The sequence below is a fragment of the Micromonospora sp. SYSU B005 genome, assembly GCF_055362685.1.
The window spans coordinates 15152-31721 of the sequence record NZ_JAXCFU010000014.1; the positions used below are offsets into that span (position 1 = coordinate 15152).

The 16570-nt window shown below is 73.7% G+C and carries 14 protein-coding genes; all 14 read left to right on the forward strand.

What is annotated here, in order from left to right; all coding sequences use genetic code 11:
• The first annotated feature begins 661 nt into the window (after positions 1-661).
• The 14 genes from SM452_RS25190 to SM452_RS25255 all read left to right on the forward strand — a co-directional run bounded on the left by SM452_RS25190 (position 662) and on the right by SM452_RS25255 (position 16465).
• Positions 662-1744, forward strand: a complete 1083-nt coding sequence (locus SM452_RS25190; protein WP_463840828.1) for a YihY/virulence factor BrkB family protein — start codon at positions 662-664, stop codon at positions 1742-1744.
• Between the two features lie 203 nt (positions 1745-1947).
• Entirely contained in the window at positions 1948-3126 is a 1179-nt protein-coding gene (locus tag SM452_RS25195; RefSeq protein ID WP_128137267.1) for an ROK family protein, read from the forward strand.
• Positions 3123-4703, forward strand: a complete 1581-nt coding sequence (locus tag SM452_RS25200; protein WP_262015189.1) for a sugar ABC transporter ATP-binding protein — start codon at positions 3123-3125, stop codon at positions 4701-4703. Before SM452_RS25195 ends, SM452_RS25200 begins: the two co-directional genes overlap by 4 nt.
• Positions 4700-5788 (forward strand): ABC transporter permease, encoded by a 1089-nt coding sequence (locus SM452_RS25205; protein WP_355508427.1) that lies wholly within the window; start codon positions 4700-4702, stop codon positions 5786-5788. Before SM452_RS25200 ends, SM452_RS25205 begins: the two co-directional genes overlap by 4 nt.
• A gap of 91 nt (positions 5789-5879) precedes the next feature.
• Positions 5880-6932, forward strand: coding sequence for a substrate-binding domain-containing protein (locus SM452_RS25210; protein ID WP_121684095.1), 1053 nt, complete (start codon positions 5880-5882; stop codon positions 6930-6932).
• Between the two features lie 53 nt (positions 6933-6985).
• Entirely contained in the window at positions 6986-8158 is a 1173-nt protein-coding gene (locus SM452_RS25215) for a Gfo/Idh/MocA family protein (RefSeq protein ID WP_402813963.1), read from the forward strand.
• A gap of 207 nt (positions 8159-8365) precedes the next feature.
• Positions 8366-9514, forward strand: a complete 1149-nt coding sequence (locus tag SM452_RS25220) for an inositol-3-phosphate synthase (protein ID WP_355508423.1) — start codon at positions 8366-8368, stop codon at positions 9512-9514.
• Positions 9511-10404, forward strand: a complete 894-nt coding sequence (locus tag SM452_RS25225) for an SCO3242 family prenyltransferase (protein WP_355508421.1) — start codon at positions 9511-9513, stop codon at positions 10402-10404. Before SM452_RS25220 ends, SM452_RS25225 begins: the two co-directional genes overlap by 4 nt.
• The gene (locus SM452_RS25230; RefSeq protein ID WP_463840829.1) at positions 10401-11297 is read left to right on the forward strand and encodes a sugar phosphate isomerase/epimerase family protein; all 897 of its coding nucleotides are present in this window, start codon (positions 10401-10403) and stop codon (positions 11295-11297) included. The genes SM452_RS25225 and SM452_RS25230 overlap by 4 nt, the downstream gene beginning before the upstream one ends.
• Before the next feature lie 34 nt (positions 11298-11331).
• The gene (locus SM452_RS25235; protein ID WP_355508416.1) at positions 11332-11937 is read left to right on the forward strand and encodes an EboA domain-containing protein; all 606 of its coding nucleotides are present in this window, start codon (positions 11332-11334) and stop codon (positions 11935-11937) included.
• A gap of 1 nt (position 11938) precedes the next feature.
• Positions 11939-12790, forward strand: coding sequence for a TatD family hydrolase (locus SM452_RS25240; protein ID WP_355508414.1), 852 nt, complete (start codon positions 11939-11941; stop codon positions 12788-12790).
• Positions 12790-14010: a metabolite traffic protein EboE gene (gene eboE, locus SM452_RS25245; protein WP_463840830.1), complete on the forward strand. Its 1221-nt coding sequence runs from the start codon at positions 12790-12792 to the stop codon at positions 14008-14010. Before SM452_RS25240 ends, eboE begins: the two co-directional genes overlap by 1 nt.
• Positions 14007-15401, forward strand: coding sequence for an alkaline phosphatase family protein (locus SM452_RS25250; protein WP_355508408.1), 1395 nt, complete (start codon positions 14007-14009; stop codon positions 15399-15401). The genes eboE and SM452_RS25250 overlap by 4 nt, the downstream gene beginning before the upstream one ends.
• On the forward strand, positions 15398-16465 hold the full coding sequence (locus SM452_RS25255; RefSeq protein WP_463840831.1) for a polyprenyl synthetase family protein: 1068 nt from the start codon (positions 15398-15400) through the stop codon (positions 16463-16465). The genes SM452_RS25250 and SM452_RS25255 overlap by 4 nt, the downstream gene beginning before the upstream one ends.
• The last annotated feature ends 105 nt before the right edge of the window (positions 16466-16570 follow it).

The window sequence follows — 16570 nt, forward strand, 5'->3', positions numbered from 1 at the left end:
CGCTCGTGCCCGCCGCGTTCACCCGGTGGGGAAATAGCCGGAGAGCGTGTTCGCCGGCTCGCGTTTCCAGGATCATCCCCACTTCCCCGAGGTGGTGGCATCGGAGGACGGATCACGCGTCACTTCGGCGCCCCGGCCGTCGCCGTCCGTACGCCGCCGCTCTCGCTTTCGCGCACGCCGGTGGCCGACCTCGGTGAGTGGAACGTCATGGGTGCTTCCGGTCCCGTTTGACACCCATGACGTTCCACTCGTCGTGACGGTCGTCGAGATGGTGGCGATTGGTGGTCGCGGGGGAGCGGCCGCCCGCCCGGATTTCGGGCGGGGAGTGGCGGGGTGCCGGTGGGAGCGCCGCCCCCGCCTCCTTTGCTCTGCACCCATCGGCGCACATGGTTACGGAGCGTGTCCGCCGCGCGCATGGCTGCAGAGCAAACGGCGGCGAGAGGGGTGGAGGCGGCGGCAGGGTGCGAGCAGTGGGGCGCGGGTGGGGGCGCGGGCGGAAGTCGAGGGCAGAGCTCGGCCGGGGACCGGGCCGGCAGGGAAGGGGCAGGGAAGGGGCGGGGACCGGTCGCCGGCGGTCGAGTGGCCGGTTTGCGGGTGCGGTGGTTATCGCTGCCCTCGTCAGGGCATGTCGTGCGGGACGACATGACGACGAGGAGGTGCCATGGCCGCCCGCGACGACGCCCACGACGTCCACGACGACACCCGCGACGACGCCCCCGCTGCGCGCGACGACGTCCCCGCTGGGCAGGACCGGCCCGGCGGGCGGAAGCGCACCGGGCCGGTGGGGCCGGACGACGGGCCGGACAGCCCGGCCGACCTGTCGGCCACCGGCTGGATGGCGACCCTCAAGCGGACCGTCCGGGAGTTCCAGGACGACAGCCTCACCGACTGGGCCGCAGCGCTCACCTACTACGGCGTCCTCTCCATCTTCCCGGGCGTACTGGTGCTGATCTCGGTCCTCGGCCTGCTCGGCGACCGGGCCACCGAGGGGGTACGGGACACCGTCGGGCAGGCGGTGCCGGAGGAGAACATCCGCCGCATCATCGAGAGCGCGATCGACCAGGCTGGCCAGTCCGGCGGGCTGGCGAGCATCGCGGCGATCATCGGTCTGGTGGCGGCGTTCTGGTCGGCGTCGGGCTACGTCGCCGCGTTCATGCGCGCCTCGAACAGCATCTACGACGTGCCGGAGGGGCGGCCGATCTGGAAGACGCTGCCGGTACGCCTCGGTGTGACCGCGGTGATCGGCGTGATGCTGCTGATCAGCGCCGTGATCGTGGTGTTCACCGGCGGGCTGGCCGAGCAGGCCGGCAACGCGATCGGCCTGGGCGAGACCGCCGTGACGGTGTGGAACATCGCCAAGTGGCCGGTGCTGCTGGTGCTGGTGAGCCTGATGTTCGCGATCCTCTACTGGGCCTCGCCGAACGCCCGGCACGGCGGCTTCCGCTGGGTCAGCCCCGGCGGCGTGCTCGCGGTGGTGCTCTGGCTGGTCGTGTCCGGCCTGTTCGCGCTCTACGTGAGCAACTTCGGGTCGTACAACAAGACGTACGGCGCGGTGGCCGGCGTGATCATCTTCCTGGTGTGGTTGTGGCTGAGCAACGTCGCGATCCTGCTGGGCGCGGAGTTCGACGCCGAGCTGGAGCGCAGCCGCGCCATCGCGGCGGGGCACCCGGCCGACGAGGAGCCCTACGTGGAGCTGCGCGACGACCGCAAGCTGCGCAAGAAGGGCCGCACGCCCTCCCGCTGACCCGAGAACGCACCCGACCCGAGATCGCGTCGCCCCGCCCGGAAGTCACACGGGCGGGGCGGCGCGTTTTCATGATCCGGAACTCGCTTTTGTTCGTATGGACAAAAGTTTGCATCAGGCGTGCCGAAGCTATGGACATGCGGCCCGGAAGGCTCCTACTGTGTCGGACACGACACACAACGCCGATGCGGAGGTGACTGCCGGTGCGGACGGTCGACCCCCTGCACGTACGGCTTCTGCGACTGCTCCGGGACGAGGGCGCGGTGTCCCGCGCCGAACTCGGCGACCGGCTCCAGATGCCCCGTCCGCGCCTGCTCGCCGAGCTGGAACGCCTGGTCTCCCTCGGATACGTGGCCGAGGCCGGGCTGGCCGCCTCCCGGGGCGGGCGCCGTTCCACGCTCGTCGAGCTGAGCCCGCACCTGCGCTTCGCCGCCGTCGACCTGGGCGCCAGCTCGATCGACGTGGAGGTGGTGAACGGCAGGCTGGAGACGGTGGCCGCCTACACCGAGGCCGCCGACATCCGCTCCGGCCCGAAGGTGACGCTCCAGCGGGTGAACGAGCTGCTGCACAAGGCCAAGGTGGACGGCGCGTACGAGCGGCTCGACGCGGTGGGCATCGGCGTACCGGGGCCGGTCAGCTTCCGTGACGGCGTGCCGGTCTCCCCGCCGATCATGCCGGGGTGGGACCGGTTCCCGGTCCGCGAACTGCTCACCCGCGAGCACGGCTGCCCGGCGGTGGTCGACAACGACGTCAACATCATGGCGATCGGCGAGCGGCACGGCGGCGTGGCCCACTCCGTCGACGACTTCCTGTTCATCAAGATCGGTACCGGCATCGGCTGCGGCATCTACCTGCACGGCGAGGTCTACCGGGGCACCGACGGCTGCGCCGGGGACATCGGCCACATCCAGGTCGACCCGAACGGTCCGATGTGCAGCTGCGGGAACCTCGGCTGCCTGGAGGCGGTGTTCAGCGGCGCCGCGCTGGCCCGGGAGGCGACTGTGGCGGCCCGCACCGAGGTGTCCCCGGCGCTGGCCGAGCGGCTGGCCGCCCGGGGCGTGGTGACCGCGCTGGACGTGGCGCAGGGGGCGATCGAGGGGGACGTCACCTGCATCCAGCTCATCCGCGACGGCGGCCGGCGGGTCGGCAGCGTACTGGCCGGGCTGGTCAGCTTCACCAACCCGTCGATGATCGTCATCGGCGGCGGGCTCGCCCAGCTCGGCCACATCCTGCTCGCCGAGATCCGCAGCGTCGTCTACCGCCGCTCGCTGCCGCTCGCCACCGGCAACCTGCCCGTCGTCCTGTCCGAGCTGGGCCCGCGCGCCGGCGTCGCCGGCGCCGCGGTGCTGGCCAGCGACCTCGCGTTCGGAGAAGCAGCATGAGCGAGATCGGACAGCCCGAGGCCCGGCCGCTCGTCGAGGCGCCCGCCGACGCCGTCGCGGGCGAGGTGGTCCTGCGCCTCACCGACGTCGTCAAGACGTTCCCGGGGGTACGCGCGCTCGACGGCGTGCAACTGGAGGTGCGGGCCGGTGAGGTGCACTGCCTGCTGGGGCAGAACGGCGCCGGCAAGTCCACGCTCATCAAGGTGCTGGCCGGGGTGCACCGACCGGACTCCGGCGAGGTGCGCTGGCGCGGCGAGCCGGCCTCGTTCGCCAACCCGCAGGCCGCCATGCGCGCCGGCATCGCCACCATCTACCAGGAACTCGACCTGGTCGACGACCTGTCGGTGGCGGAGAACGCGTTCCTCGGCCACGAGCCGCGCCGGTTCGGTTTCGTCCGGCGGGGGCACATGGCCCGGCGTACCCGGCAGATCCTGGCCCGGCTCGGCCACCCGGAGATCCCGCCGGGACGGCTGGTGCGGCACCTGCCCGCCGCGGGCAAGCAGATCGTCAGCATGGCCCGGGCGCTGTCCCACGAGGCTCGGCTGATCATCATGGACGAGCCGAGCGCGGTGCTTGCCCACGACGAGGTGGCGAACCTGTTCCGGATCATCCGGGAACTCACCGCGCAGGGCATCGCGGTCATCTACATCTCGCACCGGCTGGAGGAGATCCGCGAGATCGGCGACCGGGTCACCGTACTCAAGGACGGCCGGACCACGGCGGCGAGCCTGCCGGCCCGCGAGACACCGACCCGCGACCTGGTCGCCCGGATGACCGGGCGGACCATCGAGTACGTCTTCCCGCAGCGCCCGGCCGACCACGGGGGCGGCGCGGAGCTGTTGCGGGTGGACGGGCTGACCCGGCCCGGCGAGTTCGCCGACGTCTCGCTCGGGGTCCGGGCGGGAGAGATCGTCGGCATCGCCGGGCTGGTCGGCTCGGGCCGGTCGGAGCTGCTGGAGACCATCTTCGGCGCGCGCCGGGCGCACGCCGGGACGGTCCGGGTGAACGGCCGCGCGCTGCGCCCCGGGAGCGTGGGCGCGGCGGTACGGGCCGGGATGGGCATGGCACCGGAGGAACGCAAGAGCCAGGCGCTGCTGCTCGGCGAACCGATCTACCGCAACGTCACGCTCGCCACGTTCAGCCGGTACGCCCGCCTCGGCTTCACCGACACCGGGCGGGAACGCGCCGAGGCGGACCGGATCGCCGCGTCGCTGGAGCTGCGGCCCCGGGACGTACGCCGGCCGGTGCGCACGCTGTCCGGCGGCAACCAGCAGAAGGTGGTGGTCGGGCGGTGGCTGCTCGGTGACACCCGGCTGTTGCTGCTCGACGAGCCGACCCGGGGCGTGGACGTGGGCGCTCGCGCCGAGCTGTACCAGGTGATCCGCGATCTGGCCGCCCGCGGCGTCGGGGTGCTGCTGGTCTCCAGCGAGGTGCCCGAGGTGCTGGGCCTGGCCGACCGGGTGCTGGTGATGCGGGAGGGCCGGGTGGTCCGCGAGGCCCCGGCCGGCGAACTGGACGAGAACACCGTGCTCGACCTCGTCATGGCGGGGTCCCTCATGGAAGGCGCACCGGCATGAGCGAAGCCACTGACACCTCGCTGCCCGCGCAGTCGCCGCCGGTGGAGCGGGCGGAGACCGCGAAGGTCGGCGCGCCGGCGAAGCTCTCCTGGTGGCGCGGCGACGGCGGGGAGGGCGCCAAGCGCAACCTGGGCCTGCTCGCCACGCTGGTCGTGCTGGTGGTCATCGGCATCCTGACCCGCCCCGACCTCTACGGCGACCCGAACTGGGTGTGGGGCAACACGCTCACCATCGGAAAGCTCGCCTCGGTGGTGGGCGTGGTCACCGTCGGCATGACGTTCGTGATCATCGGCGGCGGCATCGACCTGTCGGTCGGCGCGATCGTCGCGCTCGCCGGGGTCTGGTGCACCACAGTCGCGACGCAGAGCTACGGCGCGGGCGGCATGATCTTCACCGCGCTCACCGTCGGGCTCGCCGTCGGCGTGGTGAACGGGCTGCTCGTGTCGTACGGGCGGCTGGTGCCGTTCATCGCCACGCTCGCCATGCTCGTGGCAGCGCGAGGGCTGGCGGCGGAGATCTCCGACAAGCAGACCCAGGTGTCGGGCAACACGTTCATCAACGGCATCGCCAGCACGAACGTGCTCGGCATCCCGCTGCTGGTCTACATCCTGGTGGCGGTGGTGGCGGCCGGGTGGGTGCTGTTGAACCGGACCACGTTCGGCCGCCGTACGGTGGCGGTCGGCGGCAATCCGGAGGCGGCCCGGCTGGCCGGCATCAACGTCCGCCGGCACACCGTGATGCTCTACGCGCTGTCCGGCCTGTGCTGCGGCATCGCCGCGGTCATGCTGACCGCGCAGGCCACCTCCGCGCAGGCGGCGATGGCCAACCTCTACGAGCTGGACGCGATCGCCGCCGCGATCATCGGCGGCACGCTGCTCAGCGGCGGGCGGGGAACGATCATCGGCTCCCTGCTCGGAGTGATCATCTTCTCCACGATCACCAACCTGTTCGCCATCAACAACCTCTCCGCCGAGGCCCAGAACATGGTCAAGGGCGGCATCATCGTCGCCGCCGTCCTGGTCCAGCAGGTGCAGTTCGGCAGCCTCACCCAGTTCTTCGCCCGGAACCGGGCCACCACCACCTGACCCCACGCGCACATCCCGGCTGCCGTCGTACCGACGGTGGTCCGGCCCGCCACACCCGAAACCACCCCACCACCTCATCCCAGGAGGCGTCATGAGAACACCGCGCCATGACCTGTCCCGCCGCCGGCTGCTCTTCGGCGGGGCCGCCGTCTCCGCCGGGGTGCTGCTCGCCGGCTGCACCAGCAACGAGCAGAACCCGACCGAGGCGCAGACCAAGGCGGCCGGTTCCGGCGCCAACACCGAGACGGGCAAGAAGGTGAGCATCGGCTTCTCCGCCCCCGCCGCCGACCACGGCTGGATCGCCGCCATCACCAACAACGCCAAGGCGCAGGCCGGGGCGTACCAGGACGTGGAGCTGAAGTCGGTCGAGGCCGGCGCGGACGCGGCGGCCCAGCGGGCGGCGCTGTCCACGCTGATCTCGCAGAAGCCCGACGTGATCGTGCTGCTGCCGCACGACGGCAAGGAACTCAACGCGTTCGGCCTGGAGGCGATGAAGGCCGGCATCCCGGTGGTCAACCTGGACCGGGCCTTCCCGGACGCGCGGGCCTACCGGCTGCAGATCAAGGGCGACAACTACGGCATGGGGGTGGCCGCCGCCACCTACATCGCCGAGCAGCTCAAGGCCAAGGGCGTCAGCAACCCGGTGATCGGCGAGATCCCCGGCATCGAGTCGCTGGAGCTGACCCAGGAACGGTCGAAGGGGTTCGCCGACACGCTCGCCTCGTACGGGTTCAAGGTCGCCAACCGGCGGCCTGCGGAGTTCACCGTGGACTCCGGTCAGCAGGCCGCCACCGGCCTGTTCCAGGCGCTGCCGAAGATCGACGCGGTCTGGAACCACGACGACGACCAGGGCATCGGCGTGCTCGCGGCGGTCAACCAGGCCAACCGCAAGGAATTCATCATGGTCGGCGGCGCCGGCTCCAAGAAGGCCATGGAGGACATCGCCGCCGACAACACCGTTCTCAAGGCCACAGTCACCTACAGCCCGTCGATGGCTTCCTCGGCCATCTCCCTGGCCCGCCTGATCGGCCAGGGCAAGGGCATGTCCGACCTGGTCGAACTCCAGGTACCGAAGGAGATCGTGCTCGCCTCCGAGACGATCACCAAGGAGAACGCGAGCGACTACCTGAAGCTCGGGTTCTGACACACGGGGGGAGACCCACCTTGTCCAGTCACGACAGCATCCTGCGGGTCGGCATGGTCGGCTACGCGTTCATGGGCGCCGCGCACTCCCAGGCGTGGCGCACCGTGAACCGGGTGTTCGACCTGCCGGCGCGGGTGCGGATGGCGCTCGTCTGCGGCCGCGACGAGCCGAAGGTGGCCGAGGCCGCCGACCGGCTCGGCTGGGACGGCTACACCACCGACTGGCGGCGGCTCGTCGAGTCCGACGAGATCGACGTGGTCGACATCTGCACACCGGGGGACAGCCACCGCGAGATCGCCCTCGCCGCGCTCGCCGCGGGCAAGCACGTGCTGTGCGAGAAGCCGCTCGCGAACAGCGTCGCCGAGGCCCGCGAGATGACCGGGGCCGCGGCCCGGGCACGCGAGTCCGGCGTACGCGCGATGTGCGGCTTCAACTACCGGCGGGTGCCCGCTGTCGCCCTGATGCGGCAGCTGGTGGCCGACGGGCGGATCGGCGAGATCCGGCACGTCCGGGCGACCTACCTCCAGGACTGGATCGTCGACCCGCAGTTCCCGCTGGTGTGGCGGTTGCAGAAGGACAGGGCGGGCTCCGGCGCGCTCGGTGACATCGGCGCGCACATCATCGACCTGACCCAGTACGTCACGGGTCAGCTCGTCAGCGGGGTCAGCGCGCTCACCGAGACGTTCGTGCGTCAGCGGCCGCTCGTGGCCGGGTCGAGCGGCCTGGCCGCGCAGGCCGACGGCAACGGCAGCGCCATGGGGCAGGTGACAGTGGACGACGCGGCGGTGTTCGTGGCCCGGCTCGACGGGGGAGCACTCGCCACGTACGAGGCGACCCGGTTCGCCACCGGCCGCAAGAACGCCCTGCGGGTCGAGATCAACGGCTCGCGCGGCAGCGTCGTGTTCGACCTGGAACGCCTCAACGAACTGGAGTTCCTGGACGCCACCCGGCCCACTGCCGAGCAGGGCTTCAGCCGGATCCTGGTGACCGAGCCGGACCACCCGTACCTGGGTGCGTGGTGGCCGCCCGGCCACATCATCGGCTACGAGCACTCCTTCACCCACCAGGCACGCGACTTCGTCGAGGCGGTCGCCACCGGCGCCGACCCGGCCCCGTCGTTCGCCGACGCGTTGCAGGTCCAGCTCGTGCTCGACGCGGTGACCCGCTCGGCCGAGCGGGCCGCCTGGACGGAGGTGGAGCCCGCTCTGGCCGAAGCTTCCGCCTGACCCGAGGCGGGCCAGGCCCGCCCGACACTCACCGGCGCCGGCCGGCGAGGGCCCGCCCGCGGTTGCGCCCCGCGGCGGGGACGAGGCCGGCTCCGGGGAGCGTGCCGCCGGTGTCCGCCGGCACGACCAGCACGGCCCTCCGGTGCGGCCGGACCGGGATTCCCCGGCCGCACCGGCGGACCGGCCTTACCTGGGGAGGTAGCGCGAATGCGTACGGGTGTGTGGCTGGTGGGTGCGCGCGGCTCGGTCGCCACCACCGCCGTGGTCGGGGGACTGGCCCTGCGGGCCGGGCTCACCGCGCCGACCGGTTGCGTGACCGAGCTGCCCGACCTGCGCGGGCCCGCCCTGCCGGGCTTCGCCGATCTCGTCTTCGGCGGCCACGACGTGGTCGCCACCCCGCTGACCAAACGCGCCGAGGCGCTCGCCGCCGCAGGGGTGCTGCCCGCCCGGCTGGCCGACGCCGTGGCACCCGACCTGGCCGCCGTCGAGGCGGCGCTGCGGCCCACGCCCACCGACGGCGACCAGGGCGAACGGATCGCCGCAGTGGTGCGCGACCTGACCGACTTCCGGACCCGGCACGGGCTGGATCGGGTGGTGGTGGTCAACGTCGCCGCCACCGAACCGGCGCCCGTACCGCATCCGGCCCACAGCGACCCGGCCGCGCTGCGCGACGCGCTGACCGGCCCGGCCGACGTGCTGCCGCCCAGCTCGGGATACGCGTACGCGGCGTTCACCGCCGGCTGCCCGTACGTGGACTTCACCCCGTCCACCGGTGCCCGCCTGCCGGCCCTGGCCGCGCTCGCCGCCGAACGCGGACTGCCGTACGCCGGGCACGACGGCAAGACCGGCGAGACGCTGCTCAAGTCGGTGCTCGCGCCGATGTTCGCGATGCGGCACCTGGCCGTGCGCTCCTGGTCCGGCACGAACCTGCTCGGCGGCGGCGACGGCGCCACGCTCGCCGACCCGGCCGCCAACGCCGCGAAGGTGGGCAGCAAACAGCGGGTGCTCGCCGAGACGCTCGGCTACCTGCCGCAGGGCCACACCCGGATCGAGTACGTCGAGGAACTCGGCGACTTCAAGACCGCCTGGGACCTGGTCACGTTCGCCGGTTTCCTCGGCACCGGCATGCGGATGGAGTTCACCTGGCACGGCTGCGACTCGGCGCTGGCCGCGCCGCTCGTGCTGGACCTGGCCCGGCTCACCGCCGCCGCCCACGCCGCCGGGCGCGAGGGCCCGCTGACCGAGCTGGCGTTCTTCTTCAAGGACCCGCTCGGCGCGACCGGCCACGCGCTCGGCGACCAGTGGACGGTGTTGCGGGACTTCGTCGCCGGCCTGCACGCCCGGGTGACGCCGTGACCCGCCTGGCCGACCTGGCCGAGCTGGTGCGGGCGCCCGCCGCGCTCTCCGTACCCGGGGACGTGCTGTCCGGCGCGGCGGCCGCCGGTGCGCTCGGCCCGCGGACACCGGCGCTGGCCGGCGCGTCGGTGCTGCTCTACTGGGCCGGGATGGCCGCGAACGACTGGGCGGACCGGCGGCTGGACGCGGTCGAGCGGCCGGAACGCCCGATCCCGTCCGGCCGGGTGCGCCCGGCCGTCGCGCTCGGCGTCGCGTCCGGCCTGACCGCCGCCGGGCTCGCGGTCGCCACCGCCGCCGGGGGCCGTCGCGCGGCAGCTGTCGCGCTCCCACTCGCGGCCACCATTTGGGGGTACGACCTGCGCGCGAAGAACACCGCCGCCGGCCCGGCGGTGATGGCCGCCTGCCGCGGGCTGGACGTGCTGCTCGGCGCGTCCGGCGGCCGGGTGGTACGGGCGCTTCCGGCGGCGTTCACGGTCGCCGCGCACACCTGGACCGTGACCGCGCTGTCCCGCCGCGAGGTGACCGGCGCGGACCGGCGTCTGCCGGGCCTCACGCTCGCCGGCACCGCGCTGATCGCGGCAGCCGTCCCGGCCCGGCCGACGTCGCCCGTCACCGGCCGCCGCGGCTCCAGCCTCGCCGCCCGGTTCGGTGACCTCGTGCCGGCGGTGCTCGCCGCCGGGTACGCCACCCGGTACGGCCGGGCGCAGGCCCGGGTGCTCGCCGACCCGTCACCGGCCCGGGTGCGGGCCGCCGTGGGCACCGGGATCACCGGGCTGCCCGCGTTGCAGGGCGCGCTGACCGCCCGCGCCGGGGCCCGGCTGCTCGGCCTCGCCGTGGCCGGCGCCGCCCCGCTCGGCCGCCGCCTGGCCCGACTGATCTCACCGACATGACCGCCGCGCCGGCCACCCGGGCCGCCGCCGGCCCGCTGCCCGGAGCGGACGCGCTGCGCTTCGGGTACGGCACCAACGGCTTCGCCAACCACCGGCTCGGCGACGCACTGGCGGTGCTGGCCGACCTCGGGTACGTGGGCGTCGCGCTCACCCTCGACCACGACCACCTGGACCCGTTCGCCCCCGGCCTGGCCCGCCGGGTCGCCGCCGTACGCCGCCGGCTGGACGCGCTCGGGCTCGCGGTGGTGGTCGAGACCGGCGCCCGGTACCTGCTCGACCCGTGGCACAAGCACGCGTCGACGCTGCTGCACGACGACCCGGGCCGGCGGGTGGAGTTCCTGCGCCGGGCCGTCCGGATCGGCGCCGACCTGTGCGCGGAGGCGGTCTCCTTCTGGGCCGGCGTACGCCCGCCCGGCGTACCACCTGCCGTCGCCGCCGACCGCCTGGTGGCGGGCTGTGCGACGGTGTGCGCCGAGGCGGCGGAGGCGGGCGTGCCGCTGGGCTTCGAACCCGAGCCGGGCATGTTCGTCGAGGACATCGCCGGGTGGTGGCGGCTGCGCGAGGCGCTCGGCGCGCCACCAGGCTTCGGCATCACGCTCGACGTCGGACACTGCCGCTGCCTGGAGCCGCTGCCGGTGCCGCGGTGCGTGTCGGCGGTCGCCGATCATCTGGTCAACGTGCAGATCGACGACATGCGCCGGGGTGTGCACGAGCACCTGGAGTTCGGCACCGGCGAGATCGACTTCCCGCCGGTGCTGCGCGCCCTGGCCGACGCCGGCTACCGCGGGCTGGTGGCCGTGGAACTGCCCCGCCACTCGCACGCCGCCCCGGCCGTCGCCGCCCGCTCACTGGACTTCCTGCGCGCCGCCGCCTCGCGCGGCGAGGGGCGGTGACCCACCACCTTCCACCCGGCAGAGGGGAGACGGCATGACACCCGACCGACTGCGCGCCGCGCTTCGGGGCGTACCCGATCCGCAGTGGCTGGACGCGGCGCTGCGCCGCGTCGCCACCGAACCCACGGCGATCGGGCGGTTCTTCGCCGCCGCAGCCCGGCGGTGCGGTCGCCTGCCGCTGCCCGACCTGCCGGGCTGGACGGCGGACGAGGCGGCCCGGGCGCTGCTGCTGACCGCGTTGCCGCACGGCCACGCCGCCGCCGCGGAGACGCTGTACCGGCAGGGCGACGCCGCCGAGAAACGCGCGGTGCTGCGCGCGCTGCCGCTGCTGCCGATCGGCGCGGAGTGCGTGCCGCTGCTGCACGACGCGACCCGCACCAACGACACCCGGCTGGTCGCCGCCGCGCTCGGCCCGTACGCCCGGCACCTGGAGCAGGCGACCTGGCGGCAGGCGGTGCTCAAGTGCGTGTTCACCGGTGTGCCGCTGGCGGTGGTCGACGGCCTGCCGGAGCGGGCCGACGGCGAGCTGGCCCGGATGCTCGCCGCGTTCGCCGCCGAGCGGCACGCCGCCGGCCGCGACATGCCCGCCGACGCGGCCGACCTGCTGCGCCGGCTGACCATCCCCACCACGGAGGCGTGACATGCGCATCTTCGACCCGCACATCCACATGACGTCCCGCACCACAGACGACTACGAGCGGATGGCCGCCGCCGGGGTCCGCGCGGTGGTCGAGCCGGCGTTCTGGCTGGGCCAGCCGCGTACCAGCGTGGAGAGCTTCGTGGACTACTTCGACTCGCTGATCGGGTGGGAGCCGTTCCGGGCCGGCCAGTTCGGCATCCGGCACCACGCGACTGTGGCGCTGAACCCGAAGGAGGCGAACGACCCGCGCTGCCGCCCGGTCCTCGACCTGCTGCCCCGCTACCTGGACAAGGACGGCGTGGTGGCGGTCGGCGAGATCGGCTACGACGCGATGACGCCGGCCGAGGACGCCGCGCTGGCCGGGCAGCTCGCCCTGGCCGTCGCGCACGACCTGCCCGCGCTGGTGCACACGCCGCACCGGGACAAGGCGCGCGGCGTCGAGCGGACGCTCGCGGTGGTCGCCGAGTCGGGCATCGCGCCCGGACGGGTGCTCGTCGACCACCTCAACGAGGTGACAGTGGAGCTGGTCCGCGACACCGGCTGCTGGCTGGGCTTCTCGATCTACCCGGAGACGAAGATGTCGCCGCCGCGGATGGTGGAGCTGCTGAAGCGGTACGGCACCGAGCGGATGCTGGTGAACTCGGCGGCCGACTGGGGCCGGTCGGATCCGCTGCTGACCCGGGCCACCGGGGAGGCGATGCTGCTGGCCGGGTTCGACGCCGACGACGTCGACCGGGTGCTGTGGCGCAACCCGGTGGAGTTCTACGGCCAGTCCGGCCGGCTCGACCTGACCGACCTGGAGGCGGGCGACCCCACCTTCGCCGGCAACTCGATCGCGCGCGGGGGGCAGTGATGCGGCTGCGCCACGCCGACGGCACGACAGTCCACCTCGGTTACTGCACGAACGTGCACCCGGCCGAGGACCTGCCGGGCATCGTCGCCCAGCTCGACACGTACGCGGTCGCGGTCCGCCGGGCACTCGGCGCCGACCGGCTCGGGCTCGGCCTCTGGCTGGCCGCGCCGGTGGCCGCCGCGCTCGCCGCCGACCCGCCGGCCCGCCGCCGGCTGCGCCATGAGCTGACCGTACGCGGGCTGGAGGTGGTCACGCTCAACGGCTTCCCGTACGCCGCGTTCCAGGCCCCTGTGGTCAAGGGCGCGGTGTACCACCCGGACTGGACCACGCCGCAACGGTCGGCGTACACGCTGGACCTGGCCCGGGTGCTCGCCGACCTGCTGCCCGACGACGCCGTCCGGGGCTCGATCTCGACGCTGCCGATCGCCTGGCGCAGCCCGTGGGACGCCGGGCGGGCCGCCACCGCCCGGCGTCGCCTGGACGCGCTGGCCGAGGGCCTGGCCGCCGTGCAGCGGGAGACCGGCCGGGTGATCCGGGTCGGCTTCGAACCGGAACCGGGCTGTCTGGTGGAGTCGACGGGACAAGCACGCGAGGTATTCTCAGACATGGATACCGACCGGCTCGGGATCTGCCTGGATCTCGCGCACCTGGCGTGTGCCTGGGAGCAGCCGGCGGATGCCCTGGCCGGGCTGCGTGCCGCCGGTCTCCCCGTGGTGAAGGTCCAGGTGTCCGCAGCGATCGAGGCGCCCGACCCGGCCGCCGCGAGCGCGGCGCTGCGCCGGTTCGTCGAGCCGCGGTTCCTGCACCAGACGCGGGCTGCCGGTTGCGCCGTCGCCACCGATCCGGCCGATCCGGCGTACGCGGCCGACGACCTCGACGCCGCACTCGACGCGCGGCTACCAGGGGCGTGGCGGGTGCACTACCACGTGCCGCTGCACGCCCCGCCCGAGCCGCCGCTGCGCTCCACGGTCCCGGTGCTGCGCGAGGCGCTGGCCGCGTTGTACGCCGGTCCGGTCGCCGGCTGCGACCACCTCGACGTCGAGACGTACACCTGGGGGGTGCTGCCGGAGGCGCGGCGGCCGCGCGGCGACGCGGAGCTGGCCGCCGGCATCGCCGCCGAGCTGGCGTTCGCCCGCGACGAACTGACCACCGTGGGGCTGGCCGACGGCGGCGCGCAGGGCGCTCCGGGTCCGCGGGCGGCGGAAGGCGTGCCCTCGTGAGCCGGCGGCTGGTGGTGCTCGACGTGGTCGGGCTGACGCCGCGGCTGCTGGCGCACATGCCCCGGCTGCGCGCGGTGGCCGAGACCGGGTTCGCCGCCGAGCTGGGCACCGTGCTGCCGGCGGTGACCTGCTCGGCGCAGTCCACGTTCCTCACCGGCGAGCTGCCCGCCGGGCACGGCGTGGTGGGCAACGGCTGGTACTTCCGCGACCTGGGCGAGGTGCTGCTCTGGCGGCAGCACAATGCTCTCGTCGGCGGCGAGAAGGTGTGGCAGGCGGCCCGCCGCGTCGAGCCGGGCTACCGGGTCGCCAACGTCTGCTGGTGGTACGCGATGGGCGCGGACGTGGACTGGACGGTCACGCCGCGCCCGGTCTACCACGCCGACGGGCGCAAGGAGCCGGACTGCTGGACCGACCCGCCCGAGCTGCGGGACACGCTCACCGACGCGCTCGGCACCTTCCCGCTGTTCAGCTACTGGGGTCCGGGTGCCGGGCTGCCGTCCTCGGCGTGGATCAGCCGGGCCGCCCAGCGCATCCTCACCGACCACGCCCCCGACCTGACGCTGGTCTACCTGCCGCACCTGGACTACGACCTGCAACGCTTCGGCCCGTCCGACCCGCAGGCGGCCGCCGCGGCGGCGGAGCTGGACGGGGTGCTCGGTCCGCTGCTCGACGCCGCGCGCGAGCAGGGAGCCACAGTGGTGGCGCTGTCCGAGTACGGCATCACCGACGTGTCCCGACCGGTGGACGTGAACCGGATGCTGCGCGCCGAAGGGCTGTTGCGGGTCTACACCCAGGCCGGGATGGAATACCTCGACCCGTGGACCTCACGGGCGTTCGCGGTGGCCGACCACCAGGTGGCGCACGTCTACGTCAGGGATCCGGCGGACGTGCCGGCGGTGGCGAAGCTCTGCGCGTCGCTACCGGGCGTGGCTGAGGTGCTCGACGCCGCCGGGCAGGCCGGGCACGGGCTCGATCATCCCCGCTCGGGTGAGCTGGTGCTGGTGGCCGAGCCGGATGCCTGGTTCACGTACTACTACTGGCTCGACGACGCGCGGGCACCCGACTTCGCCCGGCTGGTGGAGATCCACCGCAAGCCCGGCTACGACCCGGCGGAACTGTTCTTCGACCCGGCCGCGCCGGGCGCGGCGAAGCGCCGGGCGGCGGTGGCGCTGGCCCGCAAGAAGCTCGGGCTGCGCTACCTGATGACAGTGGTGGGGCTGGACGCGGGCGCACGGGCGGTGCGTGGTTCACACGGGCGCCTGCCCGCCGACCCGGCGGACGGCCCGATGCTGATCTGCTCCGACCGGGCCGCGATCCGGCCCCGGGTGGAGGCCACCGATGTGAAGGCGTTGCTGCTCGAACTCGCCGGACTGGCCAGGGAGGCACCATGACCGTAACCGTCGCACCGACCGATCCGGCCCTGCTGCGGGGCCGCTTCGACGCCGCGCTAGCCGCGTTCCTGGACGCGAGAGAGCCGGATCGGCCGGACGACGGTACGGGGGCCGTCCACACCGCTGTGCGCTGGTTCGTCCTGGCCGGCGGTAAGCGGATGCGGCCGCTGTTCTGCTACTGGGGCTGGCGGGGGTTCGGCGGCCCGGACGCCGGGCCGATCGTGACCGCCGCTGCGTCGCTGGAGCTGTTCCACGCGTTCGCGCTGATCCACGACGACATCGTGGACCGCAGCGACCGCCGCCGGGGCGCGCCGACGCTGCACCGGTTCTTCACCGACCTGCACGCCCGGTCCGGCCGGCCGGGCGACCCGGCGGCGTTCGGGCGGCAGGCGGCGCTGCTCTGCGGCGACCTCTGCGCCACCTGGTCGGCGCAGATGTTCCACGGATGCGGGCTGCCGCCCGAGCGGCTGCGCCGGGGACACGTGCTGCTGGCCCGGATGCGCTCGGAGGTGATCGCGGGGGAGTACCTGGACGTGGTCGGGGCGGCCGGGGACGGCTCGGTGGCGAGCGCGCTCACAGTGGTACGGCTGAAGACGGCTCGCTACACGGTTACCCGCCCGGTGCAGATCGGCGCCGCGCTCGCCGGTGCCCCACCGGAGGAGGTGGCCGCGCTGGCCGGCTTCGGCGACCCGCTCGGGGACGCGTTCCAGCTGCGCGACGACCTGCTCGGCGTGTTCGGCGACCCGGCGGTGACCGGCAAGTCCAACCTGGACGACCTGCGGGAGGGCAAGCCGACGGTGCTGCTGGCGCTGGCCCGGGCGTCCGCCTCCCCTGCCGGTGCGGCCCGGCTGGGGGAGCTGGTCGGCGATCCCGGCCTCGATCAGGCGGGCGCGGCCGAGGTGCGGGGCATCGTCGAGGAGTCCGGCGCCCGGGAGGCGGTGGAGCGGATGATCCGCACCCGTGCCGACGCGGCGCTTGTCGCGCTGGAGGCGCTGCCACTGGCGGAACCGGCGCGACGGGTGCTGGCCGGGCTCGCGGAGCGGGCGGTCGACCGCCACGAGTGACACCCACTTTTGTCGCTGAGCGGCGAAAGTCAAAGCCGATCGATCAGAAGCTATGGACAGGCTGATCGAAAGGTCTTAATGTCGTGCACAGCACAACGCTGTTTC